Raw genomic sequence first — 26,774 nt, 5'->3', positions numbered from 1 at the left:
GCGGGCGGTGGTTCAGGCGCTCTCGGCTCTCGGTCGGACAAGCCGGACCTCGAACAGGGCGCCGCGGTCGGATGGCAGCAGGGCGATGGTCCCGCCATGGGCCTCCACGAGCCCGCGTGCGATCGCAAGCCCCAGGCCGGTGCCGCCGCTTCCGCGCGCGGTCGTGAAGAAGGGGGTGAAGAGGCGGCCGGCGTTGGCGGGCGACACGCCCGGTCCGTCGTCGGACACCCGCAGCACCGCGCCGCCGTCGCCGTCGGCCGTGAGCGTGACGTTCACCCGCGCGTCCGGACCGGCGTGGCGGCGGGCGTTCTCGATCAGGTTCGCCAGGACGCTCTCCAGCGCCTCCAACCCCATGGCGACCGGAAGCGACGGGGGAAGGGACGCCTCCGCTCCATGGCGGGCGGCGAGGCGGGCCGCGACCGGCACGGCGTCGGTCGCCACCTCTTCGGTCACCCGCATCACGTCGGCCCGCGCCAAGTCCAGCAAGCGGCGGACGAGGCGCGACAGCCGATCCGCCTCGGCGTCCATGTTGGCCAGGAACCGGTCCCGCTCCTCCGCCGACATGCTGTCCAGATGGTCGCGCAGCAGCTCCACGGTGCCGCGGATGGTAGTCAGCGGGGTCTTGAACTCGTGGGAGACGTGGGCGGCGAAGTCGCGGATGTAGTCCGCCCGCTGCTCCAGCGTCGCGGCCATCCGGGTCAGGGCCTCGGACAGTTCGGCGACCTCGCGCACGACCGGGCGCGGCACGGGGGTCATCACGCCCCGTTCGCCGTCCGCCGTGCGCTTGGCCAGCGTGGTCACCGCGCGCAAGGGGCGGCCGATGGCGACGCTGCCCAGCCACGCCAGCACGCCCACCGAGGCGAGCAGGATGACCGCAAGCCCGGCGAGGTGCCAGCGCTTGCCGTAGAGGGTGTCGGCGAGGCTGCGCGGCGTGCGCGACAGCAGCACCACGCCGACGACGCGGTCGGCGTCGAGCACGGGGTGGGCCGTGAAGATGCGCAACAACCGGCTGCGCTCGGGCGCGGCCAGCCCGTCGACGCGCCCGTGGTACCGGCCGGTGCGTTCGCGCAGGACGCTGGCGGCCTCGCCGGCCAGGGCGCGGCGGACCTCCTCCTGCCCGGCCAGCGACAGGCCCAGATCCTCGCCGGTGCTGGCGACGACGATGCCCTGCGGGTCCGTGACCCGCATGCCGGCGAGCGTGACGCGTTGCGCCTCGCGCAGGATCGGGCCGAGCGAGGCCCCGGCCGTTTGCGCGGCGGGGTCAGGCGTGGCTGTCGCCGGTGCGGGATCGGGGGCGGCCGGCAGGACCGCATCCTCCGCCAGATCCAGGCCGGCGAAGCGGGGCGTCCAGGGGGCCTCGAACCCCGGCGGATGCGTCCAGGGCGGATCGACGGCCGGGCCGAGCCCGTCCGTTCGTCCCCCGGCGTGGCGCCATGCGTCGCGGTAGAAGGCGGCGACGACGCCGGCCTGCGCGATCAGCTCCGATTCCGTCTGGCGGATCAGGGCGCTTTCGTAAAGGCGCAGGAACCACAGCCCGCTCAGTGGCAGGACCAGGGCGGTGAGTGTCATCACCAGCAGCACGGTCCCAATAGACAGGGGGCCAATGGACAGGCGCCCAATGGACAGGGCCCCGATGGGCAGGCGCGCCCTCATCGGCAGTCCGACAGCTTGTAGCCCAGCCCGTGCACGGTTTCGACCGGGGCGCCGCCCACGGCCAGGAACTTGGCGCGGACCCGCCGGATGTGGCTGTCCACGGTGCGGTCGGCGACATAGTGTTCGGTGGCGTAGGCTCCGTCCATCAGGCTGTCGCGGCTGAAGACCTTCCCCGGACGCTCGGCCAGGGTGCGCAGCAGGCCGAATTCCGTCGCCGTGAGGACCACCTCCGCCCCGTCCCAGAAGGCGCGGACGCCGTCCAGGTCCAGCCGCAGGCGGTTGTGACGAAGCTCCGGCGGTGGTGGGGGCGCGGACGGCGGTTCCGGCGGGGCCGCGCGGCGCAGCACCGCCTTGACGCGCGCCACCAGTTCCCGCGGGGAAAAGGGCTTGGTGACATAATCGTCGCCGCCGAGTTCCAGCCCCAGGACCCGGTCGATCTCGTCGTCGCGCGACGACAGGAAGATGATCGGGACCCGGCTGTCGCGGCGCAGTTGCCGGCAGACCTCCGTGCCGTCCATCTCCGGCATGGCGATGTCCAGCAGGACCAAGTCCGGTGCGTCCCGCCGCGCGAGGTGAAGGCCACGCACGCCATCCTCCGCCTCCACGACGGCGTAGCCTTCGCGCGCCAGGGCGAAGCGGACGATGTTGCGGATGTGGGGATCGTCGTCGATCAGCAGGATCTTGGGCATGTGATCTGGTGCTGGGCGGTCTTGGGGATGGGCGGCGCCACCTTATCCGAAAATCTGCACGAGTTCTGCACAGGGTTTCCTCTGCGGTTGCACGGCCGCGTCATCGCTACGGCACGGCGCGTGTGCATGGTGACGGCACAACCCGGTCAACGCTTCCAGGAGACTCCGCGTGAGCACCCCAACCGAACAACCGCCCGAACAACCGCCCAATCAACCGCTGCCCGACCAGACACCGCCGGACCCGGCGCCGCCGCCGGCGTCCCGAAGCCGCCGCTCGTCCAAGGTCGTGCAGGTCGCCTCGCTCCTGCTGGCGACGCTGGTCGCAGGCTGGCTGATCTCCGGAATCGTCTGGGAGCGCGAGGCGCGCCAAGCTGGCCTGCGGGCGGACTTCGCGAAAAGCTGGGGGCCGGAGCAGGTCGTCCGTGCGCCGCTCCTGGTGATCCCCTATGTCCAGCCCGACCGTCCGTCGCGCCAGTATCTGAAGATCGCGCCGGAAACCCTGTCGACGCGGGTGGCGCTGGTCCCGGAACGGAAGGCGCGCGGCCTGTTTTCCGCCACCGTCTACACGGCGGAGGTCGGGATGGCGGGACGCTTCCCGATGCCCTCCAAGGCCAGCCTGGAAACGCTCGTCGGGCGCGGCGCCACGATCCTGTGGACGGAGAGCCTGCTGGTGCTGCAAGCGTCCGACCTGGCCGGGATGACCACCACGGACGGCGCGGATTGGGATGGGCAAGCGCTCCCCTGGCGCAGCTGCGGCGAACTGGTCAACACCGCCGAGGATTGCCAGGGCGCCCTGCTGGTCGCCCGTCTGCCGCTGGCGTCGGCGCCCGCCGCGGGGGACAAGGTGCCGTTCCAGGCGACGGTGACCCTGCGCGGGACCGGCGCCTACCGGCAGATCCTCAAGGGACGGCAGGTCGAGGCGGCGATCGCCGCCCCCTGGCCGACGCCGAGCTTCACCGGCACGGTGCTGCCGTCGGACTCGACCGTGACCGATCATGACTTCGCGGCGCACTGGCGGTCCGTCGACTATTCCCAGCCGCCGCTCTGGACCGCGACCCGGCTGGGGGAGGCGGTCGCGGACCAGCGGGCCCCGTCGATCGGGGTCGACCTGCTGGAGGCGGTCCCCACCTACCGCATGATCAACCGCGCGTCGAAATACGGCATCCTCTTCGTCGTCCTGTCCTTCACCGTCTACGCGCTGGTCGAGGTTCTCTCCGCGCTGCGCATTCACACAATCCAGTACGGGCTGCTCGGGCTGTCGATGACCCTGTTTCCCCTTCTGCTGGTGTCCATCGCCGAACCACTGGGCTACACCGCCGGCTATTGGATCGGCGCCGCCCTGGTCCTGCTTCAGGCATCAATCTACACCGCGGCGGTCACCCGGCGCGCGGTGCCGACCCTGGTCTTCGCCGCGGCGTTGGGCGGACTGTTCGGGTTCCTGTATGTGCTCCTCAGCCTGGAAACCTACTCCCTGCTGGTGGGGTCGGTCGTGCTGTTCCTGGTGCTGTCCGTGGTGATGGCGGTGACCCAGCGCGTGGACTGGCGGGCGCGCGAGGCATGAGGCGCGTGATCGGCTGGTGCCTCGGTTTGGCGCTGGTCTTCGCTGGGGTCAACATCCATGACCCTTACCTGATGCCGGTGCGCGGGTGGTCGGCGCCGGCCATTGCGGCGGTCGGACTGTGCGGCCTGCTGGTCGTGCTGAGGCGTGGCGTCCGGCGGCGGCTGGCGCTGGCGGTTCTCTGGGCCGCGGTGCCCCTGGCGGTGTTGGGGGCGGAGGGCGTGTTCCAGGTGCGCCGGGGCACCGTCCTGTCGGCGCCGGGCCCGCTGGCGGCCGAGTTGGGCCGGCATTTCATCGTCGGCTACGAGCGCGTCGAGGAGGTCGAGGCGCTGGCCGCCCGCGGGCTGATCGGCGGCGTCTTCGTCTCGCGGCGCAACCTCGCCGGCCGCTCGGCGGAGGCCCTGCGCGCGGAGATCGGGCGGCTGCAGGACATCCGCCGGCGCGCCGGGCTTCCGCCGCTGCGGGTGGCGGCCGACCAGGAGGGCGGGATCGTGTCGAAGCTGTCGCCGTGGCTGCCGCACCGGCCGGCCCCGTCCACGGTGGCCGGCTTGGCCCCCGACGAGCGTCGCGCCGCCGCGCGTGCCCTGGGTCGCGACCATGGCCGGGATCTGCGGTCGCTCGGCGTCACCATCAACTTCGCGCCGGTGGTCGACCTGCGCAACGACGGGGCGTCCGACCCGCTGGACTTCAACAGCCTCATCGCGCGCCGCGCGATCTCCGGCGACCCGGCGGTCGTCCAGGAGGTCGCCGCCGCCTACGCCGCCGGGCTGGCCGAGGCCGGCGTCCGGCCGACCGTCAAGCATTTCCCCGGCCTGGGCCGCGTCGCCCGCGACACCCACCATTTCCGCGCCGCCATCGCCGACAGCCGCGAGACGTTGGAATCCACGGACTGGCAACCCTTCCGCCATGTGCTGGCGGGCAACCCGCAGGCGTTGCTGATGGTCGGCCACGTGGTCCTGAGCGCCATCGATCCCCACCGGCCGGCCTCCCATTCGCGCCGCGTGGTCGACGGGGTGATCCGCCGGGACTGGGGCTATGACGGCCTGATCGTCACGGACGATCTGGTCATGACGCCCGTCTATCAGTACGGCCTGTGCCGGGCGGTGGGGGAAGCGCTCAACGCCGGGGTCGACCTGCTGCTCGTCGCGTTCGACGGCACGCAGTTCTATCGCGCCATGGCCTGCGCCATGGACGCGGCCAGGCGCGGTGAACTCGACCCGGCCGCGCTGGCAGCCAGCCGCGAACGGCTCGACCGCATTTCCGGCGGCGCGGGCACCACCGGCGTGAGTGGGCGGCCGTCACCTACCCCCGCCGGCTGAGAGGAAGGCGCTCCGCCGAGAGCAGCAAACAATGGCGATTGCTCCCCCGCAACCAAATCAGCCGTCAGGCCCGGCACCCCACGGGCATTTTGTTGTCCAACGGCTCCGCGTGCCAACTGATATACCAGGAGTGCATTTGACCCTGGCGCCCGCGTGCGTCAGGGTAGGCGCGCCCATTGCGCCCGCTGGATAAGGAACCCTGGATACGATGTCGATTGCCGAGAAGACGGCGTCCGTTGCGCCGTCTGGATCGTCCGCGAGGGCGGGCATCGCGTGGATGGTGTTGACCACGTTGCTGTTCGTCACCCAGGACGCGACCATGCGTGTCCTGGTCCAGAGCTATCCAGTCGTCGAGGTCGCCTGGGCGCGCTTCGCCGTTCATTTCCTGATCGCCTTCCTCCTCGTGTCGATCCGGGCGCCGCACGCCATCCGGTCGCAGCGGCCGGGGGTGCAGATCCTGCGTTCCGCCCTCTTGGGCGTGCTCACCCTGCTGGCTGCACTTTCCTACCGTCTGCTTCCCTTCGTGGACGTCGCGGCTATCGCCAACGCGGCACCGGTGTTCGTCACGGTGCTATCGATCCCGATCCTGAAGGAGAGGGTGGGGTGGCGGCGCTGGTTGGGCGTGCTGGCCGGGTTCGTCGGCGCGATGCTGATCATCGGGCCGGCCAGCCTGACCTTCCAGTGGTTCATCCTGCTGCCTCTCGCCGCAGCGCTGTGCAACGCGCTGTACCAGATCGTCACGCGGGTCCTGCGCGGCAGCGATCCAACCATGACCACCTTCTTCTACACCAGCCTCGCCGGCACGGTAATGACCAGCGCCGCATTGCCCTGGAACTGGATGACGCCCGACCCAACGGCCGTGGCGTTGATGGTCCTGCTGGGCACCATCGGGGCCTGCAGCCATTTCTGCCTGATCCGCGCTTACACGGCGGCCGACGCCGCGACGGTGGCGCCCTTCGGCTACACCTCGCTGGTCTGGGCGGTGCTGTACGGCCTGCTGGTCTTCGGCGAGGTGCCCAGCGCCACCACCCTGGCCGGCGGCCTCGTCATCGTGGGAAGCGGCCTGTACATCTTCCACCGCGAGCAGAGGAAAGGCCGCGCGGCGGTCGCGTCCGCGGCGGCGGCCAACTCGACGGCCACCTGACGCGAAACGGCTCTCCTCCCGGCCTGTTGGTTGCCTGTCCATCAATTCCCAGAACAGGAGGGACGGGCTCCATGGCCAGGAGAGGAACCGGACTGTTGTCCGCAGGCGGCGTAGGGGGCAGCGTGGCCGCCTTTGCCGGCGGGGCGGTGGTGGCGCTGATTGCCAGCCGCCTGCTGCCGCCGTTGTTCGCGCAGGCGGCCGGGTCGGTGTCGGGGCGCGACCCCTTCGCGGCGCTCGCCGACGATCACCGCCACATCATGGCGCTGCTGACCGAGATGGAGCAGACGCCGCAGAACGCCACCTTCCGCCGGACCCAGCTCCTGCTACGGCTGAAGCGCCGCCTCGCTGCCCACGCGCTCGCCGAGGAGGACGTGGTTTACCCGCTGCTCCACGACCGGGCGCACGAGGAAGGCGACACCCGCCGGCTCTACGGCGAGCACGCGGACATGAAGATGCATCTCTCCGCGCTGGAACGGATGCCGAAGGACGACCCGGACTGGCTCGGCCGCGTGACCGAGTTGAAGATGCTGATCGCCGAGCACATCCACCAGGAGGAGGCGGTCGACTTCCCGAAGCTGCGCGACGCGCTGGGCCGGCGGGCCATCGCGCGTCTTTCGGGAAACGTACGGCGGGAAAAGGCGCTGCTGCTGTAGGCGTACGCTGGACGTCCAGGTACCCGAAATATCACGGGCCGTACGCGTCGATCTGTAACATGCTTCGCGTACGGTGCAGCCGCCGGGGACGGCCGGCACCTTTGGCCCCACAGCAACGAGAACAGCCATGGACGGACTGCCCAAGCAGACGTGGCGCTGCCGCGTTGCCGAACTGCTCAATGATCCCGTGGCGCAGGCCGTGCTCCGGCGCGACCGCCTGACCCGGGACCAAGTTCTGGCGCAGCTTACCCCCATTGCCGAGCATCTGCGTCGCTCGAACCCGCAAGACGCCAATCCCACGCGGCTTCACTCTGAGGCCGCCTGACGCGGACCAAAATCAGCCCAAACGAAAAGGGCCGCCCGGGAGATCGGGCGGCCCTTCTTCTTTTCAGAAACCCTAAACGATCAGCCCATGATCTCGAACTTGATGCCCTGGGCGAGCGGCAGGTTCTTGGAATAGTTCACCGTGGCGGTCTGCCGGCGCATGTAAGCCTTCCAGCTGTCGGAGCCGGACTCGCGCCCGCCGCCCGTTTCCTTCTCGCCGCCGAAGGCGCCGCCGATCTCGGCACCCGACGGGCCGATGTTGACGTTGGCGATGCCGCAGTCGCTGCCGGCCGCTGACAGGAAGGTCTCCGCCTCGCGGATGTCGGTGGTGAAGATGCAGGAGGACAGGCCCTGCGGCACCGCGTTCTGCAGCGCGATGGCTTCCTCCAGCGTCTCGTAGGTCATGACGTAGAGGATCGGGGCGAAGGTCTCGTGCCGGACGATGTCGGTCTGGGCCGGCATTTCGACGATGGCCGGCTTCACGTACCAGGCGTCGGCATACTGGTCGGCCAGCGCACGCTCGCCGCCGGTCACCACGCCGCCGTCGGCCTTCGCCTGCTCCAGCGCGCGCTGCATGCCGTCAAAGGCCCCCTTGTCGTTCAGCGGGCCGACCAGAATGCCGGACTCCAGCGGGTTGCCGATGGAAACCGACGCGTAGGCCGCCTTCAGGCGCGGCAGCAGGGCATCGCGCACGTCCTTGTGCACGATCAGCCGGCGCAGCGTGGTGCAGCGCTGGCCGCAGGTGCCGACGGCCGAGAAGACGATGGCGCGCACGGCCATCTCCAGGTCGGCTGTGGGGGCCACGATCATGGCGTTATTGCCGCCCAGCTCCAGGATCGAGCGGCCGAAGCGCTCCGCCACCTTGACGGAGACCTCGCGGCCCATGCGGGTGGAGCCGGTGGCCGACACGATCGGGACCAGCGGGCTGGCGACCAGCGCCTCGCCCACGTCGCGGCCGCCGTTGACGACGATCAGCAGGTCGGCCGGGGCGTCGCTGCCGAAGCGGGCCACGGCGCGCTCGAAGATGCGCTGGCAGGCGAGCGCGGTCAGCGGAGTCTTCTCCGACGGCTTCCAGATCACCGGGTCGCCGCAGACCAGCGCCAGGGCGGCGTTCCACGACCAGACCGCGACCGGGAAGTTGAAGGCGGAGATGACCGCGCAGGGGCCCATCGGGTGCCAGGTCTCGCGCATCGTGTGGCCCGGCCGCTCCGACGCGATGGTCAGGCCGTAGAGCTGGCGGGACAGGCCGACCGCGAAGTCGCAGATGTCGATCATCTCCTGCACTTCGCCCAGGCCTTCCTGGACGATCTTGCCCATCTCCAGCGTGACGAGCCGGCCGAGGTCCTCCTTGGCGGCGCGCAGTTCCTCGCCGAGCAGGCGGACCAACTCGCCGCGGCGCGGGGCCGGAACGTTGCGCCACGCTTCGAAGGCGCGCTGCGAGCGGGCGGCGATGTCCGGGATCTCGGAGGCCGCGGTGACCGGCACGGTGCCGAGCGACGCGCCGTCGACCGGCGAACGGACGGCAAGGCCGGAACCGCCGGCGGGAAGCTCCAGGCCGAGGCGGGAGAGAAGGTCGCTGTGCTGCATGGGTCGTATCCTTGGAATAAACTCAGCGCGGCCGGCCGGCGGCGCGGATCTCGGACAGGGTCCGGCTGGGCGTCAGGGCCTCGGGGTCGAGCTTGATATGGAGAATGGCGGGCAAACCGGAAGCCCGCGCCCGCTCGAAGGCGGCGGCGAAGTCCTCCGTGCGCTCCACCGTCTCGCCGTGGCCGCCATAGGCGCGGGCCAGCGCGGCGAAGTCCGGGTTCTTCAGCGCGGTGCCGGACACGCGGCCGGGATACTCCCGCTCCTGGTGCATGCGGATGGTGCCGTACATGCCGTTGTCGACGACCAGCACCATGACGTTGGCGCCTTCCTGGACGGCGGTGCCGAACTCCAGCCCGGTCATCTGGAAGCAGCCGTCGCCGGCGAAGCACAGCACGTCGCGCTCCGGGTGCAGCAGCTTGGCGGCGATGGCGGCGGGCAGACCGTAACCCATGGAGCCGCAGACCGGCGCCACCTGCGTGCCGAAGCGGCGGAAGTGCCAGAAGCGGTGGATCCAGGTCGCGTAGTTGCCGGCGCCGTTGGTCAGGGTTGCCGTGTCCGGCAGGCTGTCGCGCAGCCAGGCCATGATGCTGCCCATCTGCACCGCGCCGGGGCCGGAGGTCGGCGGCACGCTCCACGCGCCGTAGGCGGCGTGGGCGCTCTCCGCCTGGCCGATCCAGGCGGGCGATGCCGGCGGCGTCAGCCCGGCGACGGCCTCCAGGAAGGCGCCCGGCGTGGCGTTGACGGCGAGATCCGGCCGGTAGACGCGGCCAAGCTCCTCCGCGCCCGGATGCACGTGCACCAGCGTCTTGCCGGTTTCCGGAATGCCCAGCAGCGCGTAGCTTTGCGACGGCACCTCGGAGAATCGGCCGCCCAGCAGCAGGATCAGGTCGGCGTCCTTCACCAGCCCGACCAGCTTCGGGTTGATGCCCAGCCCGACGTCGCCGGCGTAGTTCGGGTGCGTGTGGTCGAACAGCATCTGCCGGCGGAAGGTGACCGCGACGGGCAGGGCGAAGGACTCGGCGAAGGACCGCAGGGCGGCGACCGACTCTTCCGTCCAGCGGGAGCCGCCGGCGATGATCAATGGGCGCTTGGCGTTGGCGAGCAACCGCCCGAACTCCGCGGCCTGGGCGGGGGTGGGGGCGCTGTCCACCGGCTCGGCGCGCTGGGCGGGGGCGGCGTCGGCGGTCTCGACCAGCATGTCCTCCGGCAGCACCAGCACGACCGGGCCTGGCCGGCCGGCCATGGCGGTGTGGAAGGCGCGGCTGATCATCTCCGGCACGCGGTCGGCGCTGTCGATCTCCGCCACCCACTTGGCCATGCCGCCGAACATGCGCGTGTAGTCCACCTCCTGGAAGGCGTCGCGCCCGCGCATGCCGCGCTCGATCTGGCCGATGAACAGGATCATCGGCGTGGAATCCTGCTGCGCCACATGCACGCCAGGGGAGGCGTTGGTGGCGCCGGGGCCGCGGGTGACGAAGCAGATACCCGGCCGCCCGGTCAGCTTGCCCTCGGCCTCCGCCATCATGGCCGCACCGCTTTCGTGGCGGGCGTTGATGGTGCGGATGCGGCTGTCGCACAGGGCGTCCAGCACGGCGAGGTAGCTTTCGCCCGGCACGCAGAACACGCGCTCGACGCCCTGCGCCTCCAGCGCCTCGACGATCAACTGGCCTCCGGTCTTCATGGCGGGCGGGTTCCTTTTTGCGGGCGTGTCGCGGGTCGATGGCAAGGAATTCACCACCAAGGCACCACGGCACCAAGAATCGCCAGGCCCGTTCGGCTCGGGCTGCCGGTCGGCGCGCAATCGGCGCGGGGGCCGGGGCGGTCCACCTTGGTGTCTTGGTGCCTTGGTGGTGAAAATCCCGCCGACTCTGGCGGGCCGCAAGCCGCTAAGCAACCGACTTTCTTTCCCCTGGTCATGAGGTATAGTCATGACCCATGGGCCTGCAACGACGCCTTCTCCCCTCCATCAGCGCGCTCTCGGCCTTCGAAGCGGCGGCGCGCACCGGCAGCTTCACCACCGCGGCCCAGGAACTGGCCCTGACCCAGGGGGCGATCAGCCGCCAGATCAAGGCCTTGGAGGACCAGCTCCGCACCCCGCTGTTCGTGCGCCGCGACCAGCGCGTGACCCTCACCCCGGCCGGCGAATCCTACGCCGCGGAGGTGCGGGAGGCGCTGCACCGCATCGGCTCGGCGACGCTGAGGGTCATGACCGCGCCTCAGGGCGGCGTGCTGAAGCTGGCGGTGCTGCCGACCTTCGGCACGCGCTGGCTGGTGCCGCGGCTGCCGGCCTTCCAGAAGGCGCACCCGCAGGTCATCATCCACTTCACCACGAAGATGGAACCCTTCGACTTCCGGTCGGAGGATTTGGACGCCGCCATTCATTTCGGCGCCGCCGACTGGCCCGGCGCGGTCTGCGAACGGTTGATGGAGGAGGAGGTCCTGCCGCTCTGCGCGCCGTCCTTCCTGGCCGCCCACCCGATCCGCGAGCCCGCCGACCTCGTGGCCCTGCCGCTGCTGCACACCACCAGCCGGTCGGAGGCGTGGAAGGACTGGTTCGCCGCGCAGGGCATCGAGCGGCACGAAGGGGCGGGGATGTTCTTCGAACAATTCTCCACCACCGCCCAGGCGGCCATCACCGGGCTGGGAGTCGCGCTGCTGCCGACCCTGCTGGTCCAGTCGGAATTGCAGGACGGCGACCTCGTCCCGGCGCTGCACCTCCCGTACCGGAACGCGGAGCGCGCCTACCACCTCGTGCATCCCGCGCAGCGTGGTCATCACCCGCCGCTGGTCGCCTTCCGGGAATGGTTGCTGGGGGAATGCTCCGTCGATAGCACCGTTCCGCGTTGATGGCTTTTGTCCACGGATGAACGCAGAAAAGCACAGATAACCCGTTTGGCCCCCTGGGATGCGAGACAGGGGCGTGACCAAGCATCGACAGCGCTGTTCGTCCTAAACAGCCTGACCACGAGATTGCAGAGGGGCGCGCATCATGGACCGGTTCACCGGCGGTTGTCTTTGCGGCAATGTCCGGATTGCGGCGTCGGGACGCCCATACCGCGTTGGCCTTTGCCACTGCCTGGACTGCCGCAAGCATCACGGGGCACTCTTCCACGCGTCCGCGATCTTTCCTCAAGATGCGGTGACGATCGAAGGCGAAACACGCGACTACGCGGGGCGGTTTTTCTGCCCCCGCTGCGGCTCAACCGTGTTCGGACGCACCGGCGACGAAGTCGAAGTGAACCTTGGATCCCTGGATGCCCCTGACCAACTGATGCCAACCTACGAAAGCTGGACGGTCCGCCGCGAGTCCTGGTTGCCGCCGTTTCCGCTTGCGCGACGATACGACCATGATCGTGATCCCACGACGCGGTTTGAGGAGTAGGTGCCCTGGATTCGCATCTCTCGTGCTGGCGAATTTACCGCTCGAATTTCGTTGCCATGATGATCGACGACGTCGTGCGCTCGATTCCGTCGATGGCACCGATGCGGTCGATCAGGGCATCCATGCCCTCCATGGTCTCGGTCCGGATCACGGCGATCAGGTCGTGCGCGCCGCTGATCGCGTGCAGCGCGCGCACCTCCGGGATGCGCTTCAATTCCTGAACCACAGCGGCGGTCAGCTTCGGCGACACGCTGATGGAGACATGCGCGCGGATCAGCCGGCGCTCGACGTCGCTCGACAGCCGGATCGTGTAGCCGGCGATCACCCCTTGCTCCTCCAGCCGCTGGATGCGGCTCTGCACCGTGCTGCGCGACACGCGCAGCCGGCGGGCCAGCGCGGCGGTGGGTTCGCGCGCGTTGTCGTGAAGGGCGTCGAGAAGCCGCTGGTCGAGGTCGTCCATCAGATCGCCGAAATTAGTGTCATTCTGCCGATCCAAACCGCGCAAATCGTCACTCCGCACACTGCACATCGACAGGCCGTTCGGTCAAGCTTGCGACAGAAGGACACACCCAAAGACGACACCGGAAGACGAGAGGGACAGGGACCATGCGCGACATCCTCCTGCTGGGCGGCGGCAAGATCGGCGAGACCATCTGCGACCTGCTGAAGGGGACCGGCGATTACCGGGTGACGGTCGCCGACCGGTCGGCCGACGCGCTGGAGTGGCTGCCCGACCATCCGCGGGTGGAGAAGCGCGTGCTCGACGCGACCGATCCCGCGGATCTGACGGCGGCCATGCAGGGCAAGTTCGCGGTGCTCAGCGCGCTGCCCTACCATCTGACCGTCGGCGTGGCCGAGGCGGCGCGGGCGACCGGCACCCACTACCTGGACCTGACGGAGGACGTCGCCAGCACCCGCCGGGTCAAGGATCTCGCCGCCGACGCGCCTTGCGCCTTCATCCCGCAATGCGGGCTGGCGCCGGGCTTCATCTCCATCATCGCCAACGACGTGGCCTCGCGCTTCGAGGCGCTGGACACCGTGCGCATGCGCGTCGGCGCGCTGCCGAAATACCCGTCCAACGCGCTGAACTACAACCTGACCTGGAGCACCGAGGGCGTCATCAACGAGTATCTGGAGCCCTGCGAGGCCATCGTCGAAGGCCGCCTGATCAACGTGCCGCCGCTGGAGGAGCGCGAGGAATTCTCCCTCGACGGCGTTCTCTACGAGGCGTTCAACACCTCGGGCGGGCTCGGCACGCTGTGCGAGACGCTGGCCGGCCGGGTGCGAACGCTGAACTACCGTTCCGTCCGCTATCCGGGGCACCGCGACCTCATGAAGGCGCTTCTGCACGACCTGCGGCTCGGCAGCCGGCGCGAGCTTCTGAAGGACATCCTGGAGCAGTCGATCCCCGCGACCCTGCAGGACGTCGTGCTGATCTTCGTGACCGTGACCGGCACCAAGCGCGGTCGCCTGTTGCAGGAAACCTACGCCAACAAGATCTACGGCCGTGAGATCGACGGCAAGTTCTACAACGGCATCCAGATCACCACCGCGTCCGGCATCTGCGCCGTGGTCGACCTGCTGGCGACCGGCAAGCTGCCCCAGCGCGGCTTCGTGAAGCAGGAGGACGTGTCCTACGCCGACTTCATCGCCAACCGCTTCGGCCGCAACTACGCCCCCTCGGAAAACACCCCATCGTCGATGAACCGCGCGGCCTGACCGCTGCCTAAAAAGCCCTCCACCGCCCAGCGGGGGAGGGTTGGGTGGGGGCTCAACGCAACCACTTTCCCCAACCTCGATCTTGCATTACCGCCCCCGCGCCAGTTCCAGAACGGCGTCCGTTTCCGGCAGGGGCGGGCGCTCGCGGTCGGCGCCGCGGCGGCTCTTGTGGGTGCGGAAGGCGATGGTCATCCAGGTGGCGTGGAAGACCAGCCCGCACAGCAGGATGATCTGGCCGGGCACCGGCCCGATCGTCGCCCGCGCGAACAATTCGTCCAGCGACCCGAGCGGCGTGGGGTGGATCATCAGCTTGCCGAGGTAGGCGACGACCTGGATCATGAAGATCCAGCCGTAGTTCCGGCGCAGCCGCCTCCCGACCGCCTCCCAATAGGTGATGTGCAGGTGGGGCGACCGGTAATCCTGGAACAGCGTCTCGTTCCAGTGCTTCTCGAACTGGACGCCGTCGCCGCGCAGGATCGGGCCGATGAAGTACAGCTCCAGCACATGGGCCCGGATGCGCCAGAAATCGAAGAAGCGGTAGCGCCGCGCCTCGATGTACAGGAACACCGCGACCAGCAGGCCGACCAGCACCAGCGGCAAGGGCGAGGCGGTGGCGCTGCTGAAGGTCAGCGACAGCGCGATGCCGGTGGTGACCACCGCCCAGTTGGTCGTGGCGTCCAGCCGCGTGCGCCAGACGGTGCTGCGGTAGATCTCGGCGCGGTAGAGGTGGGACAGGGCCGTCACCTCGGCCGCGTCGTAGGTCATCTTGGGTGTGTGTGCGGCGATGTCGTCCATGGTCGTCGTCCCCCCGGTCTCGTTGCTACGGGATCTCCCGGCCTGCGCCGGCGTCCCGTTCGCCGGATTCAACACCGGAAGAGGGGCAAATGGCCGCGCGTCCTTGGATAAGGATGCTGCGGACCTCGGCATGGCGTAGTGTCAAAGGCCATGCCGCCCACCGCCGATCCTCTCCGCTTCCACGACTGCCCGGACACCGTCCCAGTCGTGCCCGGCGCCTACGCGCTGCTGATCCTGCTGGAGGCGCCGCTCGCCCTCGGCCTGCCCGGCAAGCTGGCGGTCGTCCTGGCGCCGGGCCGTTACCTCTACGCCGGCAGCGCGCGCGGCCCGGGCGGCCTGCGGGCGCGGGTCGGCCGGCATTTCCGGCGGGAGAAGACGGTGCGCTGGCACGTCGACCACCTGACCACCGCCGGCCGGATGGCCGGGGCTTGGTGCGAGCCCGGCGGAGACGAGTGTGCGCTGGTCGCGGAACTGGCGGGGCTGCCCGTGCCGGTGCCGGGCTTCGGCAGCAGCGACTGCCGGGCCTGCGCCAGCCACCTTCTGTCCTGGCCGGAGGGGGCGGCGATGCCGTCCCGCTTTTTGCCGCCGCATTTTTCATCCGGCTCCCCGACGATCCGGTGTATCAAGTCGGCCGGTCCATAGGGCCCGGTCCGTAAGCGGGTTTCGAGCGTCCTCCATGCTGTTCCACACCCAGTCCTTCGTGCTCGGCTTCCTGCCCGCCGTGCTGATCCTCTTCTACGCCGTGGCCCGGCGGGAGGCGGCGCGCGAGTGGGTGATGGTTATCGCCTCCGTGGTCTTCTACGGCTGGTGGGACGTGCGCTTCGTACCGCTGCTGCTCGGCCAGACGCTGGCGACCTGGGCGCTGGCCCACCTGCACCGGCGCTGGCCCATGAAATGGATCGTGCCGGCGGGGGTAGCCGCCAACCTCGCCATCCTCGGCTACTTCAAGTACGCGAACTTCTTCCTCGACAGCCTGTCGGCCCTGCTGGGCCCGTTGCTGGGATGGGACCTGCCACACAGCGATGTGCTGCTGCCGATCGGCATCAGCTTCTTCACCTTCGAGCTGATCTCCTACCTGATCGACCTGCGGCGCGGGCGGGTGCCGACCTACCCCTTGCGCGGCTTCTGCCTGTTCGTCTTCTTCTTCCCGCACCTGATCGCCGGCCCGATCGTCCGCCACAACGAGCTGATCCCCCAGCTCGCCGACGACCCGCTGCGTCCCGGCTTCGCGGAGCGGTTCGGCAAGGGACTGGCCCTGTTCATCCTGGGCTTCGCCAAGAAGGTCCTGCTGGCCGACCCGCTGGCCCGCGTCGCCGACCCCGTCTTCGCCCACGCCGCCGGCGCGGTGCCAGGATTGGGCGAGGCGTGGTCGGGGGCTCTGGCCTTCAGCTTCCAGCTCTACTTCGACTTCTCCGCCTACACGGAGATGGCGCTGGGCATCGCGCTGCTGTTCGGCATCCGCCTGCCGATGAACTTCGACGCGCCCTACAAGGCAGCGTCGGTGCGCGACTTCTGGCGGCGCTGGCACATGACGCTGTCCCGCTACCTGCGCGACTATCTCTACATCCCGCTGGGCGGCAGCCGTGCGGGCTTCAGCCGCTACGTCCTGGCCTCGCTCGCGACCATGGGGCTGTGCGGCCTGTGGCATGGTGCGGCCTGGACCTTCGTGGCCTGGGGGCTGATGCACGGCGTCGGGCTGATCGCCTGCCACGTCTGGCAGGGGCTGAAGCGCCCCCTGCCGTTCCCGCTCGCCTGGGCGCTGACCATGCTGTTCGTGGTCGCCGGCTGGGTGCTGTTCCGCGCGCCGGACTTCGCGACAGCGGGCCGGCTGCTCGCCGGCATGGTGGGGGAGGGCGGCTTTGCGGGCGGGTTGGAGCGCCCGGCGCTGCTGGCGGCCGCCACCATCGTGTCGACCCTCGGCCCGACCAGCCTCGCCTTTGTGGACGACCTGCTGAAGCCCCGCCGTGTCGTGGCGGTCGCCTTCGCCGCGGTGGCCGTCCTCTGCCTGCTGGAGGTCGGCAAGGGACAGCCCGTCAACTTCATCTACTTCCAGTTCTGAGGGGCCGCCATGACCCAACCCCCCTGGACGGGCTTCGTGAAGACCCTGCTGCTGACCGCCGGCGGGCTGGTCGCCGCGCTGATGCTGTTCGTGCTGCTGGTCGATCCCTACGACAACGTGCCCTTCTCCCCGCCCATGGCGCGGCCGATGATGGACGACAACCAGCGCTTCCTCTATCCGGGGCTGGTGCGCCACGGCAATTTCGACAGCGCGGTGTTCGGCACTTCGACCTCCCGGCTGCTGCAGCCGGCCCACCTCGACGGGCAGTTCGGCGGGCGCTTCGCCAACCTCGCCATGAACAGCGCCACCGCGTGGGAGCAGTACAAGATCGCCGACCTGTTCCTGCGCACCGTGCCGAAGGTGCGGACGGTCGTGGTCGGGCTGGACCGCGTGTGGTGCGAGCCTGACGCCGACAGCCAGCGCCTGACCTTCCGACCCTTTCCGCCCTGGATGTACGACGACGACCCCTGGAACGACCTGCTCTACCTGCTGAACGGCAAGACGCTGGAGATCGCTGCCCGGCTGGTCGAGTACCAGCTCGGCCTCCGCCCGCCGCGGCTTGGGCCCGACGGCTACGAGGTCTTCGTGCCGCCCGACGACCAGTGGACCTGGGCCAAGGTCGAGCCGATGATCTACGGCGGCCCGAAGCACCCCATCACACCCGCCGAGCCGCCCTACCGCCCGACCGAGGCGGAGCGTCAGTCCTGGCGCTTCCCGGCTCTGGCTTGGCTCGACGAGCTGGTCGGCCGCATGCCGCCCGGCGCACAGGCCATCCTGGCCTTCATGCCGGTCCACGTGGCGGCCATGCCGCAGCCGGGCTCGCCGCTCGCCGCGCGGGAGGAGGAGTGCAAGGGCCGCGTCGCCCGCATCGCCGCCGCCCACGGCGCGGCGCTGGTGGACTTCCGCTTCCCCTCGCGCATCACCAGCGAGGACACGAACTATTGGGACAATCTCCATTACCGGGTCGGCATCGCCGATTGGATCGAGCGGTCCCTCGCCACCGCCGTGCGGGAGCGGCGGGACGACCCCGATGGCGCTTGGCGCCTGCTGGTGGCACCCCAGGCGGAGGGGGCGCGGCGCGGTCCGCTCTCCTGACGGCTGGTCCCATCATTGTCGCCGCTGGGCATCGCGGCTCTCCCCTAAGCTGAAGCCATACAGGCCTCATCAAGCCATTGGGGAGGAGCGTGCATGCCCGACTGCATCGACTGTTCCGTCCAAGCGCACCACGCCGTGGCTCCGCTGCTGGAACCGCTGGTCGACCTCGGCCTCCGGCAGCCCTTGGGGGCTCTGGTGGTCCTCATGTTCGCTCTATACGCACTGCTGGCCATGGCGGGCCGCGTTGCCGACCGGGTTGATCCGCCGCGGCCGGAATGGCGCCCCGATCCCATTCGCGTGCCGGCGCGGGACCGTGTCTGGCGCTTCCGGAACGGGCCGCGCGGGGGGATTTAAGGCGAATTGTTTGGTGCGCGCGCTTCCGGCGGGTATAGTCCCAGCAAATCGGGAGGCGGGCATGACGAAAACGACCCATCACCGCCGGGAGGTGCTCAAGGGGTTCGGTGCCGCGGCCGCGCTGCTTGCCGCACCGCCGGCCCTGGGATTTCCTCCCCTGGGTGTCGGCATCCTGTATGGCGGGAGCCGCACCGATTGCGGCTACAACCAGGCCCATGCGGAGGCTGCACGCGCCCTCGCCGCGCTGCCCGACGTGCGGCTGGAGGAGCGGGAGAACGCCGCGGGCACCCTCGCCACCGCCGTGGAGGACCTGATCGGCGGCCGGGGCTGCCGGGTCGTGCTGGTCACCGCGACCGGCGATGCGCTTCCCGGTCTCCTCGCCCAGGCCGATGCCAACCGCGACACGGCCTTCCTTCTCTGCGGGTCCCCCATGGATGTGGAGCGGACGCCGGTCAACGTCGGCTTCTTCGAGGGCTATCTGGACGAGGCCCAGCACATCTCCGGCATCGTCGCCGGCTACGCCAGCCGCGCCAAGGCCATCGGGATCGTGGCGTCGCACCCGGCGCCGGCGGTCCTGCGCTGCGTGAACGCCTTCGCGCTGGGCGCCCGGCGGGCCGATCCGGCAGTCGCGGTGCGCGTCGCCTTCGTTGGCGAGGGGGCGCCGCCGCTGTCCGTGGCGGTCGCCGCGCGGACGCTCGCCGCCGGCGGGGCCGACGTGCTGGCCGCGCAGGTCGAGGAGCCGCGCCCGGTCTGCGAGGTGGCGGAAGCGTCCGGCCTCCTGTGCTGCGGCGTCCATGTCGACCTGTCCGGCGCCGCGCCGCAGGGATTCCTGACCGGGGCCGAGTGGTCCTGGGGCCGCTGCTGGGCCGAGACCGTGTCGTTGATCGTCGGCGGCAAGCCCTGGCGGCATCTGCGCCAGGGCGGCTTCGACCGGGGCTTCGTCCGCAACACCCCCTATGGCCCGGCGGTGGGGGTGGAGGCGCGGGCGCACGCCGATGCCGCGCGCATGCAACTCGCCAACGGCAACGCCGCCGTGTTCCGCGGGCCGATCCTGGACAACACCGGGCGCACCGTGCTGCCGAAGGGCAAGGTCTTGCGTGGGTCAGACCCGGCGCTGGACCGCATGTTCTGGCTTGCCGACGGGGTGAGCGAGGTCGTGCTGTAAGGGTTTACTGCAGATCGTCGCCGGGCCAGCCGCAGGCGGCGAGCGCGTCTTGCATGTGGGACGGCGGCGGGGCCACCGCGACCACCGGCGGTCGGTCGAAGGACAGCGTGAAGGCGACGGAGCGCGCCAGCAGGTGCAGGTTGCCCGGCGGCCGGCGCTCCGGGCCGTAGTAGGGCTCCCCCACCAGCGGGCAGTCTATGGCGGCGCAGTGGACCCGGATCTGGTGGGTGCGGCCGGTGCGCGGCTTCAACTCCAGCCAGGCCCGCCCGCCGCCGGTACCCAGCACGCGGTAGTCGGTGACCGCCGGCTGCCCGTCGGGGTGCGTCACGATGTTCCAGGCGCCGGGGATGACCAGCTTCAGCAGCGGATGGGCGATGGTCCCTGTTGGCTCCTCCGGGACGCCGTCGCTGACCGCCCAGTAGGTCTTCTCCACATGACCGGCGGCGAACATGTCGCCGAGCCGCTTCAGCGCCCAGGGCGAGCGGCCGAGCACGAGGCAGCCCGCCGTGTCGCGGTCCAGCCGATGGGCCAGTCGCGGCGGCACACCGTCCTCACCGGCCAGGAACGGCAGGTAGAGATCGAGATGGTCGGTGATCCGCCCGGCCTTGTGCACGGCCAGCCCGGCCGGCTTGTCGATCACGAAGAGGTCGGAGTCCTCGTGCAGGATGCGGGCGCGCAGTGTCTCGGGCGTGAAGGTGTCGCTCATGGCGCGCACCCAAACACACCGGCGCACGGCCCGGCAAGCGCGATGCAGGTGTGGGCGTGGAACCTCCGCCACACACGCCCTGTTCCCGGAGGTGGGTTTGAACCGTTCCGGCACCCCGACTCTTTCGAGTTCCCGAATCGGGTGTGACCCATGGGCAGACTCGACCGGCCGCACGCCGCGGTCCATGATCTCAAGCTGAAGGCTTTTCGCGAGAGGGACGGCCATGGGGGAGCGAGATCATCTTCCGGCGCAGCAACGGTCGTCGCAGGCCGACGTCGACGCCTTCCTGCGCCAGGTCGCGGCGATACCGCGGTCGGCCACCGGCGTCCGCGGCCGGCTGATGTTCGCCATGGACGCGACCGCCAGCCGCGAGCCCACCTGGGACCGCGCCTGCCAGATCCAGGGCGAGATGTTCCAGGCGACTTCGACGCTCGGCGGGCTCGACATCCAACTCGTCTACTACCGTGGTTTCCGCGAATGCCAGGCGAGCCCCTGGATCGGCAACTCGCAGGATCTTTTGCGGCGGATGACGGCGGTGTCCTGCATGGCCGGCCAGACGCAGATCGGCCGCGTGCTGACCCACTGCATCAAGCAGACCCGCGCGAAGAAGGTGAACGCGCTGGTCTTCGTCGGTGACTGCATGGAGGAGGACATCGACCATCTCGCCCACCAGGCAGGGGAGCTGGGGCTGCTCGGCGTTCCGGTCTTCATCTTCCACGAGCGCGGCGACCTGATCGCCAAGCGCGCCTTCCAAACGATCGCGCGGCTGTCCGGCGGCGCCTACTGTCCCTTTGACGGGTCGTCCGCGCAGCAGCTGAAGGACCTGCTGAGCGCCGTCGCGGTCTACGCGGCCGGCGGCCGGGCGGCGCTTGAGCATTACAGCCGCGGCCGGGGCGAGGCGGTGCGGCTGTTGTCCAGTCAGGTTGGTTCCCAAGGTGGTTCCGGGCAGTCGGGGAGCCAGCCCCATGCATGACACGGCCACACGTTGAACGGGGCAGGGCGGGATGTTTGGGTACTTTCTCCTGGGCATCGCGCTGGTGGTCGGCTTCTACATTCTGGCCCGCGTCTTCCTGTCCGCCGACCCGCGCACGCTTGCCAACACGGTGCGCTATGGCGGCATGGCGCTGGGGGTCGTCGTCGTCGTCTTCCTGACGCTGACGGGCAGGCTGGGCACCGCGCTGATGCTGGGTGCGGTCGCCTTTCCGCTGTTCACGCGCTGGCGGATGCTGCGCGACACCCTGTATTCCGGGCACAGCCCGGCGGGCGGGCAGACGTCCAAAGTCGAGACGCTGTACCTGCGCATGACCCTGTTCCACGACAGCGGCGCCATGGCGGGGGAGGTGCTGCACGGCCCCTGGCGCGGACGGACGCTCGACAGCCTGACCATCGAGCAGCTGACGGCGCTGCTTGGCGATTGCCGACGCGACGACCCGCAGTCGGCGACGGTGCTGGAAGCCTGGCTCGACCGGACCCATCCCGATTGGCAGGAGCGCAGCGCGGAGGGCGCGGCCGGAGCGGCCGGGGCCGGCGGCCGAGGAGCGGGGGGGCGCGGCGGTCCCGGCGACCCGCAGGGCGGTCCCATGACCCGCGAGGAGGCCTATGACATTTTGGGGCTGTTGCCGGGGGCAACCCCTGAACAGGTTAAGGACGCTCACCGTCGGCTGATGATGAAAGTGCACCCGGATCATGGGGGGTCAACCTATTTGGCCGCCAAGATCAACCAAGCGAAGGATTTGCTGCTGCGCAATTAGCCAAATGCCGGCCCTCAGAAGGGTCTGTTGCACCTCTGGTATAGCTGTGGCAGAAAGCTTCGCGAGCGTTTTGCGACTGCGCAAAGTGGCTCCATATTCGAAGTATTTCCTCAAGCAACTGCAAGAGAACTTCAATGCTAAAACCCGTGCGCAAGGTGGTGTTTCCCGTTGCCGGCCTCGGCACGCGCTTCCTGCCGGCGACCAAGGCGATCCCGAAGGAGATGCTGCCGCTGGTTGACCGCCCCCTCCTGCAGCACGCCGTGGAAGAGGCGCGGGCCGCCGGCATCGAGGACTTCGTGTTCGTCACCGGCCGGAGCAAGCGCGCCATCGAGGACCATTTCGACGCCGACACCGAACTGAACCGCACGCTGGAGGAGCGCGGCAAGGCCGACGCCCTGGAGGTGGTGCGCGACAGCGAGATCGCCCCCGGGCGCTGCTTCTACACCCGCCAGCAGGTACCGCTCGGCCTCGGCCACGCGGTGTGGTGCGCGCGCGCGGTGATCGGCAATGAACCCTTCGCCATCGTCCTGCCCGACGACTTCGTGCAGGGCGACACGCCCTGCCTGAAGCAGATGGTCGAGGCCTACAACGAGGTCGGCGGCAACGTCGTCGCCGTCGTCGACGTGCCGCGCGAGCGGACCAGCAGCTACGGCATCCTGGACGTGGAGAAGGACGACGGCCGTCTGGCGACGGTGCGCGGGCTGGTGGAGAAGCCCAAGCCGGAGGAGGCGCCGTCGACGCTGTCGATCATCGGCCGCTACATCCTGCAGCCGGAGGTGTTCGACCACCTGGAAAAGCAGCAGCGCGGCGCGGGCAACGAGATCCAGCTGACCGACGCGATGGCCAAGCTGATCGGCAACCAGCCCTTCCACGGCCTGCGCTTCGAGGGCACGCGCTACGACTGCGGCGACAAGGTCGGCTTCATCGAGGCCACGCTGGCCCACGCGCTGAAGCGCCCGGACATGGCCGGCAAGGTTCGTGATATGCTTCGGAAGTACTGCTGAAACACGAAAGTGGTATGATCCGCCCGCCCGCCGTTCCCGTTAACCCCGGGACGGCGGGCGACGCATGCCGGGGCCACGCCGTTCGAAGGCTGAACACAACCGGCACTGCGGATTGCGGCAACGAGGGATCCCTATGCGTATTGCGATGATCGGCACAGGTTACGTCGGGCTGGTGTCCGGGGCCTGCTTTTCGGAGTTCGGCGTTCACGTCTGCTGCGTCGACAAGGACGCGGGCAAGATCGAGCGCCTGAAGCGCGGCGAGATCCCGATCTACGAACCTGGCCTGGACGACCTGGTGGCACGCAACGTCGCCGCGGGGCGCCTGTCCTTCACCATGGACCTCAAGGAGGCGATGCAGGGTGTCGACGCCGTGTTCATCGCCGTGGGCACGCCATCGCGCCGCGGCGACGGGCACGCCGACCTGTCCTATGTCTATGGCGCCGCCGAGGAGATCGCCGCTAACCTCGACCACTACACCGTGGTCGTCACCAAGTCGACCGTCCCGGTCGGCACCGGCCGCGAGGTGGAGGCGATCATCCGCCGCGTCCGTCCCGACTTCGCGCCTGGTGCCGACTTCGACGTGGCGAGCAACCCGGAATTCCTGCGCGAGGGCTCGGCCATCGGCGACTTCATGCGTCCCGACCGCGTCGTCATCGGCGCCACCTCCGAACGCGCGGGCGAGGTGATGCGCCGGCTCTACCGGCCGCTCTACCTGATCGAAACGCCGATCGTGGTGACCTCGCTGGAGACGGCGGAACTGACGAAATACGCGGCCAACACCTTCCTGGCGGCCAAGATCACCTTCATCAACGAGATCGCCGACCTGTGCGAGAAGGTCGGGGCGGACGTGCACGACGTTGCCCGCGGCATCGGGCTGGACGGCCGCATCGGCAAGAAGTTCCTGCACCCCGGCCCGGGCTACGGCGGCTCCTGCTTCCCCAAGGACACGCTGGCGCTGGTCCGCACGGCGCAGCAGGTGGGCAGCCCGCTGCGCATCATCGAGACGGTGGTGGACATCAACGCCAAGCGCAAGAAGCAGATGGCCGAGCGCATCATCGCCGCCTGCGGTGGGGTGGTGGACGGCAAGACCATCGGCGTGCTGGGCGTCACCTTCAAGCCCAACACCGACGACATGCGCGACGCGCCCTCGCTCGACATCATCCCGGCGCTGCAGGCGGCCGGCGCCCACGTGCGTGCCTTCGACCCGGCGGGCATGGAAGAGGCCGGGAAGCTGCTGCCCGGCGTGGAGTGGACGAAGGACGCCTACGCCGCGCTCGACGGCGCGGACTGCGTCGCCATCCTCACGGAATGGAACGAGTTCCGCGCGCTGGATCTGAAGCGGGTCAAGAAGCTGCTGAAGCGGCCGGTCATGATCGACCTGCGCAACATCTACAATCCCGGCGACATGGCGAAAGCCGGCTTCAGCTACAGCTCCATCGGCCGTCCGTCGCAGCCGATCGCCGGATAACGGTGTCCGGAACCGGCCCGCGCAGGGCCGGTCAACCGCGCGCCGACGCTGAGGCGGGACGCCGGACCGGCTTCGTCTCCTCCTCCGCTGCGCCAGGCTTGCGGAAGGTGCTGAATTCCGGGATGCGGTTCACCGCGAGCCCGTTCAGCCGGCAAGGCACCATCTCCATGAGGTGGAACCCGCCTTTGCGCGGGAAGCGGGCCTCCACGCGCTCCCGCGCCTCACGCTCGGTGTCGGCAATCAGCACGTAGCGGCGGATGCCGGTCCAGGTTCGGTGGGTGGGCCGGTCTTGGAGGGGCGAGTCGGCCGGTGTGTGGCGGACCGCCGCTTCCCAGAAGCGCCCCGCGCGGGGTTCGATGCGATCGAAGACGTAGTAGCGCACCACGGGCCCGTCGCGCCGCTTGTCCAGTTCCAGCAAGGCGGCCTGCATCTCCTGCTCGGCCTTGCCGACGCGCTTTTCCGTCTCGGCATGCTGGTGGGCAAGCTGGGCGTAGACGGCCGCGACCTCCGCCACCTCCTTGGTCGCGTCGTCGACCTTGACCTTGATCTTGTCCTGGTTCGACCGCATGGCCGCGAGCTGACGCCGCCAGTAGCGGTTGGAGATCACCGACAGGACCATCAGCCCAAGGCTGAGATACAGCATCATGCCGGTCATGCCGGCCCCTCCGTGCCGCCGTCCTGCGACGGGGCGAGCGCCAGCGGCAGTACCGGGGTGGGCAGGACGCCGTTCTTCGCGGTGAAGGTCGTGCGCACCAAGGCGAAGGCCTGCTCCGACGTGGGCGTCCAGATGTGGGCGACGTTGCGGTAATCCCAGATCTGGCGGGAGAAGATCACGTCGCGCCGCTCGATGGTTCCGAAATTCTCCTGAACCGCGAGCTGCGACCAGAAGACGGTCGTCCCGTCGCCGTCGCCCAGTTCGTGCACCAACTCGACCTTGGTGAATTCCAGGGCCTTGATCTCCGACAGGGCCTTCTGCCGGCGACCGGTGCATTCGGTCAACCGCGCTTGCAGGGCGGTCAGGTCGGTCTGCTTCTGGTCGGTCTTTCGCTTCCACTCCGTCAAGGCGAGCTTCTTCTTGTCGTGCAGGCGATGCATCATCGTTTCGCGCGCCTTCTCGGCGCTGATCTGGCCGACGTCGATGACGATGGACAGGCCGAGCGCCGCGGCGCTGGTGATCAGCAGAAGCATGCCCAGGAACTCGGCCGATATGACCATTTGTGTACCCGTGGTTGCAACGGCGCCTTGCTCCACACATGAGGACTGAGTTGGGCCCGCTTGGCTTTGCGGCATTCTGTCGCAGCCCCCCGTGGGGGCTGTTCAGATCATGCGCGGAGTCCGCAAAAATATTGCGTCCGGTCCGCGGACCATCGGCGCGTCGCCGTGGATCGCGGGGCGTACGGCCAAAGTGTCGCAGCGTTTAGGCTGTCGTGCTCGTCCGGGGGCGGAGCCCATCCCTCCGCTCCCGGATGCGCCGCGCCGCAACCCGGGACGCCGTGGCGGTTTCCGCCCTGCGGCGGTACAGTCGACGCGTGTCCGGCCCTATTGTCCATGGGGCCGACAAAACGGAGGATGCATGCTCGACCTGCTGGAACGCGAAGACGCGCTGGAGACGGTCCGCCGCACTTTTCCGGTGGCCTTCGGTGCCTACGCGATGCCGGCCGGGCGCACCGGGCTGGTGATCATCGACGAGGTGCAGGGCTTCGCCAGCGTCGGCTGCGGCCCGCTCGCCCCGCCGGCGCCGAACGGGCAGGTGACGCGCATGATCGCCGAAACGGACCGGCTCGCCCGCCGCTTCGTGCAGGCCGAATGGCCGGTCTGCGCCTCGCTCGACAGCCACGACCCGACCAGGCCGGAGCCGCCCTATCCGCCGCACTGCCTCGCCGGCACAGGCCACGATGAATTGGTGCCGGAGCTGAAGTGGCTGGAGTCGGAGCCGGTGACGACCCTGATCGCCAAGGACTGCATCAACGTCATGGTCGGTGCGACGGAGGTGGACGCGACGGGCGCCGGCGGGCGGAACCGGCTGCTCGACTGGATCAACGGCAACCGGCTTGAGGCGGTGGTCACCGTCGGCATCTGCACGGACATCTGCGTGATGGACTTCGTGCTGACCCTTCTGTCCGCCCGCAACCACGGCATGGCGCCGGCGCTGAAGGACATCGTGGTGTATGAGCCCGGCTGCGCGACCTACGACCTGCCGCTGGAGGTCGCGCGGTCCCTCGGCCTGCCGGACACGGCGGCGCATCCGCAGGGACCGGCACACCACATGGGGCTGTACATGATGGCCTCCCGCGGGGCGATCCTGTCGGACGATCTGCGCTGAATCACACACGCCTTCCGCTTTTTCTT

Annotated in this window: 27 protein-coding genes; 18 read left to right on the top strand and 9 right to left on the bottom strand. The window is 69.5% G+C overall.

The features are described from left to right. Window positions 1-12: 12 nt before the first annotated feature. Together M2351_RS11280 and M2351_RS11275 are read right to left on the bottom strand one after the other, a co-directional pair. Window positions 13-1,653 carry a sensor histidine kinase gene (locus tag M2351_RS11280; protein WP_264656166.1) on the bottom strand — a complete coding sequence of 547 codons (1,641 nt, stop codon included), beginning with the start codon at window positions 1,651-1,653 and terminating at the stop codon, window positions 13-15. After that, complete coding sequence (locus M2351_RS11275) at window positions 1,650-2,342, bottom strand: response regulator transcription factor (protein ID WP_264656165.1); 693 nt, start codon at window positions 2,340-2,342, stop codon at window positions 1,650-1,652. Before M2351_RS11275 ends, M2351_RS11280 begins: the two co-directional genes overlap by 4 nt. Window positions 2,343-2,511: 169 nt before the next feature. Between M2351_RS11275 and creD the strand changes: the two genes are divergently transcribed. From creD to M2351_RS11250, 5 genes are all read left to right on the top strand, one after another. Continuing rightward, the gene (gene creD, locus M2351_RS11270) at window positions 2,512-3,903 is read left to right on the top strand and encodes a cell envelope integrity protein CreD (protein WP_264656164.1); all 1,392 of its coding nucleotides are present in this window, start codon (window positions 2,512-2,514) and stop codon (window positions 3,901-3,903) included. Further along, a complete protein-coding gene (locus tag M2351_RS11265; RefSeq protein ID WP_264656163.1) occupies window positions 3,900-5,219 on the top strand; it encodes a glycoside hydrolase family 3 N-terminal domain-containing protein in 1,320 nt (439 codons plus the stop codon). The genes creD and M2351_RS11265 overlap by 4 nt, the downstream gene beginning before the upstream one ends. Window positions 5,220-5,427: 208 nt before the next feature. After that, window positions 5,428-6,363, top strand: coding sequence for a DMT family transporter (locus M2351_RS11260; protein ID WP_264656162.1), 936 nt, complete (start codon window positions 5,428-5,430; stop codon window positions 6,361-6,363). 122 nt (window positions 6,364-6,485) lie between these two features. Continuing rightward, window positions 6,486-7,016 (top strand): hemerythrin domain-containing protein, encoded by a 531-nt coding sequence (locus M2351_RS11255; RefSeq protein WP_264656161.1) that lies wholly within the window; start codon window positions 6,486-6,488, stop codon window positions 7,014-7,016. Between the two features lie 127 nt (window positions 7,017-7,143). Beyond that, on the top strand, window positions 7,144-7,341 hold the full coding sequence (locus M2351_RS11250) for a hypothetical protein (RefSeq protein WP_264656160.1): 198 nt from the start codon (window positions 7,144-7,146) through the stop codon (window positions 7,339-7,341). An 80-nt stretch (window positions 7,342-7,421) separates the two neighbouring features. On the opposite strand, the gene amaB is transcribed toward M2351_RS11250, so the two are convergent. Next, window positions 7,422-8,927, bottom strand: coding sequence for an L-piperidine-6-carboxylate dehydrogenase (gene amaB, locus M2351_RS11245; protein WP_264656159.1), 1,506 nt, complete (start codon window positions 8,925-8,927; stop codon window positions 7,422-7,424). A 22-nt stretch (window positions 8,928-8,949) separates the two neighbouring features. Next, window positions 8,950-10,608, bottom strand: coding sequence for a thiamine pyrophosphate-binding protein (locus M2351_RS11240; RefSeq protein WP_264656158.1), 1,659 nt, complete (start codon window positions 10,606-10,608; stop codon window positions 8,950-8,952). Between the two features lie 254 nt (window positions 10,609-10,862). On the opposite strand from M2351_RS11240, the gene gcvA reads away from it, so the two are divergent. After that, on the top strand, window positions 10,863-11,774 hold the full coding sequence (gene gcvA, locus M2351_RS11235; RefSeq protein ID WP_264656157.1) for a transcriptional regulator GcvA: 912 nt from the start codon (window positions 10,863-10,865) through the stop codon (window positions 11,772-11,774). 142 nt (window positions 11,775-11,916) lie between these two features. Continuing rightward, entirely contained in the window at window positions 11,917-12,309 is a 393-nt protein-coding gene (locus M2351_RS11230; protein WP_264656156.1) for a GFA family protein, read from the top strand. Window positions 12,310-12,343: 34 nt separating this feature from the next. Here the strand turns inward: M2351_RS11230 and M2351_RS11225 are convergent, their stop codons facing one another. Further along, the gene (locus M2351_RS11225; protein WP_264656155.1) at window positions 12,344-12,769 is read right to left on the bottom strand and encodes an Lrp/AsnC family transcriptional regulator; all 426 of its coding nucleotides are present in this window, start codon (window positions 12,767-12,769) and stop codon (window positions 12,344-12,346) included. A 146-nt stretch (window positions 12,770-12,915) separates the two neighbouring features. Here M2351_RS11225 and M2351_RS11220 point away from each other — a divergent pair, with 146 nt between their 5' ends. Beyond that, window positions 12,916-14,028: a saccharopine dehydrogenase family protein gene (locus M2351_RS11220; RefSeq protein WP_264656154.1), complete on the top strand. Its 1,113-nt coding sequence runs from the start codon at window positions 12,916-12,918 to the stop codon at window positions 14,026-14,028. Window positions 14,029-14,115: 87 nt separating this feature from the next. Here M2351_RS11220 and M2351_RS11215 read toward each other — a convergent pair whose 3' ends face one another. Next, entirely contained in the window at window positions 14,116-14,823 is a 708-nt protein-coding gene (locus tag M2351_RS11215; RefSeq protein WP_264656153.1) for a DUF2270 domain-containing protein, read from the bottom strand. A gap of 150 nt (window positions 14,824-14,973) precedes the next feature. On the opposite strand from M2351_RS11215, the gene M2351_RS11210 reads away from it, so the two are divergent. The 5 genes from M2351_RS11210 (at window position 14,974) to M2351_RS11190 (ending at window position 19,496) form a co-directional block, all read left to right on the top strand. Then, window positions 14,974-15,465 (top strand): GIY-YIG nuclease family protein, encoded by a 492-nt coding sequence (locus M2351_RS11210; protein ID WP_264656152.1) that lies wholly within the window; start codon window positions 14,974-14,976, stop codon window positions 15,463-15,465. A gap of 34 nt (window positions 15,466-15,499) precedes the next feature. Beyond that, window positions 15,500-16,882, top strand: a complete 1,383-nt coding sequence (locus M2351_RS11205; RefSeq protein WP_264656151.1) for an MBOAT family O-acyltransferase — start codon at window positions 15,500-15,502, stop codon at window positions 16,880-16,882. Window positions 16,883-16,891: 9 nt separating this feature from the next. Further along, window positions 16,892-17,977 (top strand): hypothetical protein, encoded by a 1,086-nt coding sequence (locus M2351_RS11200; RefSeq protein WP_264656150.1) that lies wholly within the window; start codon window positions 16,892-16,894, stop codon window positions 17,975-17,977. Window positions 17,978-18,070: 93 nt separating this feature from the next. Continuing rightward, window positions 18,071-18,331, top strand: a complete 261-nt coding sequence (locus M2351_RS11195) for a hypothetical protein (protein ID WP_264656149.1) — start codon at window positions 18,071-18,073, stop codon at window positions 18,329-18,331. Between the two features lie 61 nt (window positions 18,332-18,392). Next, complete coding sequence (locus M2351_RS11190; protein ID WP_264656148.1) at window positions 18,393-19,496, top strand: BMP family ABC transporter substrate-binding protein; 1,104 nt, start codon at window positions 18,393-18,395, stop codon at window positions 19,494-19,496. Window positions 19,497-19,500: 4 nt separating this feature from the next. Here M2351_RS11190 and M2351_RS11185 read toward each other — a convergent pair whose 3' ends face one another. Continuing rightward, on the bottom strand, window positions 19,501-20,202 hold the full coding sequence (locus M2351_RS11185) for an RluA family pseudouridine synthase (protein WP_264656147.1): 702 nt from the start codon (window positions 20,200-20,202) through the stop codon (window positions 19,501-19,503). 223 nt (window positions 20,203-20,425) lie between these two features. On the opposite strand from M2351_RS11185, the gene M2351_RS11180 reads away from it, so the two are divergent. The 4 genes from M2351_RS11180 to M2351_RS11165 all read left to right on the top strand — a co-directional run bounded on the left by M2351_RS11180 (window position 20,426) and on the right by M2351_RS11165 (window position 24,425). After that, a complete protein-coding gene (locus tag M2351_RS11180) occupies window positions 20,426-21,175 on the top strand; it encodes a VWA domain-containing protein (protein ID WP_264656146.1) in 750 nt (249 codons plus the stop codon). A gap of 31 nt (window positions 21,176-21,206) precedes the next feature. Beyond that, complete coding sequence (locus M2351_RS11175; protein WP_264656145.1) at window positions 21,207-21,953, top strand: DnaJ domain-containing protein; 747 nt, start codon at window positions 21,207-21,209, stop codon at window positions 21,951-21,953. Between the two features lie 134 nt (window positions 21,954-22,087). Beyond that, window positions 22,088-22,957 carry a UTP--glucose-1-phosphate uridylyltransferase GalU gene (galU, locus tag M2351_RS11170; RefSeq protein WP_264656144.1) on the top strand — a complete coding sequence of 290 codons (870 nt, stop codon included), beginning with the start codon at window positions 22,088-22,090 and terminating at the stop codon, window positions 22,955-22,957. Between the two features lie 133 nt (window positions 22,958-23,090). Continuing rightward, complete coding sequence (locus tag M2351_RS11165) at window positions 23,091-24,425, top strand: UDP-glucose dehydrogenase family protein (RefSeq protein ID WP_264656143.1); 1,335 nt, start codon at window positions 23,091-23,093, stop codon at window positions 24,423-24,425. Between the two features lie 31 nt (window positions 24,426-24,456). Here M2351_RS11165 and M2351_RS11160 read toward each other — a convergent pair whose 3' ends face one another. Beyond that, window positions 24,457-25,080 (bottom strand): hypothetical protein, encoded by a 624-nt coding sequence (locus M2351_RS11160; RefSeq protein WP_264656142.1) that lies wholly within the window; start codon window positions 25,078-25,080, stop codon window positions 24,457-24,459. Next, window positions 25,077-25,640 carry a hypothetical protein gene (locus M2351_RS11155; RefSeq protein ID WP_264656141.1) on the bottom strand — a complete coding sequence of 188 codons (564 nt, stop codon included), beginning with the start codon at window positions 25,638-25,640 and terminating at the stop codon, window positions 25,077-25,079. The genes M2351_RS11160 and M2351_RS11155 overlap by 4 nt, the downstream gene beginning before the upstream one ends. A 358-nt stretch (window positions 25,641-25,998) precedes the next feature. Here M2351_RS11155 and M2351_RS11150 point away from each other — a divergent pair, with 358 nt between their 5' ends. Next, window positions 25,999-26,748, top strand: a complete 750-nt coding sequence (locus tag M2351_RS11150) for an isochorismatase family protein (RefSeq protein WP_264656140.1) — start codon at window positions 25,999-26,001, stop codon at window positions 26,746-26,748. Window positions 26,749-26,774: the final 26 nt, after the last annotated feature.

The organism is Azospirillum canadense (genome assembly GCF_025961225.1).
In the GTDB taxonomy this organism is placed as follows: Bacteria; Pseudomonadota; Alphaproteobacteria; order Azospirillales; family Azospirillaceae; genus Azospirillum; species Azospirillum canadense.
Note: the sequence above shows the minus strand (reverse complement) of the source record. Positions and strands in the feature narration are given on the sequence as shown.

Coding starts and splice junctions, on each gene's coding strand:
- M2351_RS11280 (WP_264656166.1), bottom strand. CDS start 1,653: ATGAGGGCGCGCCTGCCCATCGGGGCCCTGTCCATTGGGCGCCTGTCC.
- M2351_RS11275 (WP_264656165.1), bottom strand. CDS start 2,342: ATGCCCAAGATCCTGCTGATCGACGACGATCCCCACATCCGCAACATC.
- M2351_RS11265 (WP_264656163.1), top strand. CDS start 3,900: ATGAGGCGCGTGATCGGCTGGTGCCTCGGTTTGGCGCTGGTCTTCGCT.
- M2351_RS11260 (WP_264656162.1), top strand. CDS start 5,428: ATGTCGATTGCCGAGAAGACGGCGTCCGTTGCGCCGTCTGGATCGTCC.
- M2351_RS11250 (WP_264656160.1), top strand. CDS start 7,144: ATGGACGGACTGCCCAAGCAGACGTGGCGCTGCCGCGTTGCCGAACTG.
- amaB (WP_264656159.1), bottom strand. CDS start 8,927: ATGCAGCACAGCGACCTTCTCTCCCGCCTCGGCCTGGAGCTTCCCGCC.
- M2351_RS11240 (WP_264656158.1), bottom strand. CDS start 10,608: ATGAAGACCGGAGGCCAGTTGATCGTCGAGGCGCTGGAGGCGCAGGGC.
- gcvA (WP_264656157.1), top strand. CDS start 10,863: ATGGGCCTGCAACGACGCCTTCTCCCCTCCATCAGCGCGCTCTCGGCC.
- M2351_RS11230 (WP_264656156.1), top strand. CDS start 11,917: ATGGACCGGTTCACCGGCGGTTGTCTTTGCGGCAATGTCCGGATTGCG.
- M2351_RS11225 (WP_264656155.1), bottom strand. CDS start 12,769: ATGGACGACCTCGACCAGCGGCTTCTCGACGCCCTTCACGACAACGCG.
- M2351_RS11220 (WP_264656154.1), top strand. CDS start 12,916: ATGCGCGACATCCTCCTGCTGGGCGGCGGCAAGATCGGCGAGACCATC.
- M2351_RS11215 (WP_264656153.1), bottom strand. CDS start 14,823: ATGGACGACATCGCCGCACACACACCCAAGATGACCTACGACGCGGCC.
- M2351_RS11210 (WP_264656152.1), top strand. CDS start 14,974: ATGCCGCCCACCGCCGATCCTCTCCGCTTCCACGACTGCCCGGACACC.
- M2351_RS11205 (WP_264656151.1), top strand. CDS start 15,500: ATGCTGTTCCACACCCAGTCCTTCGTGCTCGGCTTCCTGCCCGCCGTG.
- M2351_RS11200 (WP_264656150.1), top strand. CDS start 16,892: ATGACCCAACCCCCCTGGACGGGCTTCGTGAAGACCCTGCTGCTGACC.
- M2351_RS11195 (WP_264656149.1), top strand. CDS start 18,071: ATGCCCGACTGCATCGACTGTTCCGTCCAAGCGCACCACGCCGTGGCT.
- M2351_RS11190 (WP_264656148.1), top strand. CDS start 18,393: ATGACGAAAACGACCCATCACCGCCGGGAGGTGCTCAAGGGGTTCGGT.
- M2351_RS11185 (WP_264656147.1), bottom strand. CDS start 20,202: ATGAGCGACACCTTCACGCCCGAGACACTGCGCGCCCGCATCCTGCAC.
- M2351_RS11180 (WP_264656146.1), top strand. CDS start 20,426: ATGGGGGAGCGAGATCATCTTCCGGCGCAGCAACGGTCGTCGCAGGCC.
- M2351_RS11175 (WP_264656145.1), top strand. CDS start 21,207: ATGTTTGGGTACTTTCTCCTGGGCATCGCGCTGGTGGTCGGCTTCTAC.
- galU (WP_264656144.1), top strand. CDS start 22,088: ATGCTAAAACCCGTGCGCAAGGTGGTGTTTCCCGTTGCCGGCCTCGGC.
- M2351_RS11165 (WP_264656143.1), top strand. CDS start 23,091: ATGCGTATTGCGATGATCGGCACAGGTTACGTCGGGCTGGTGTCCGGG.
- M2351_RS11160 (WP_264656142.1), bottom strand. CDS start 25,080: ATGACCGGCATGATGCTGTATCTCAGCCTTGGGCTGATGGTCCTGTCG.
- M2351_RS11155 (WP_264656141.1), bottom strand. CDS start 25,640: ATGGTCATATCGGCCGAGTTCCTGGGCATGCTTCTGCTGATCACCAGC.
- M2351_RS11150 (WP_264656140.1), top strand. CDS start 25,999: ATGCTCGACCTGCTGGAACGCGAAGACGCGCTGGAGACGGTCCGCCGC.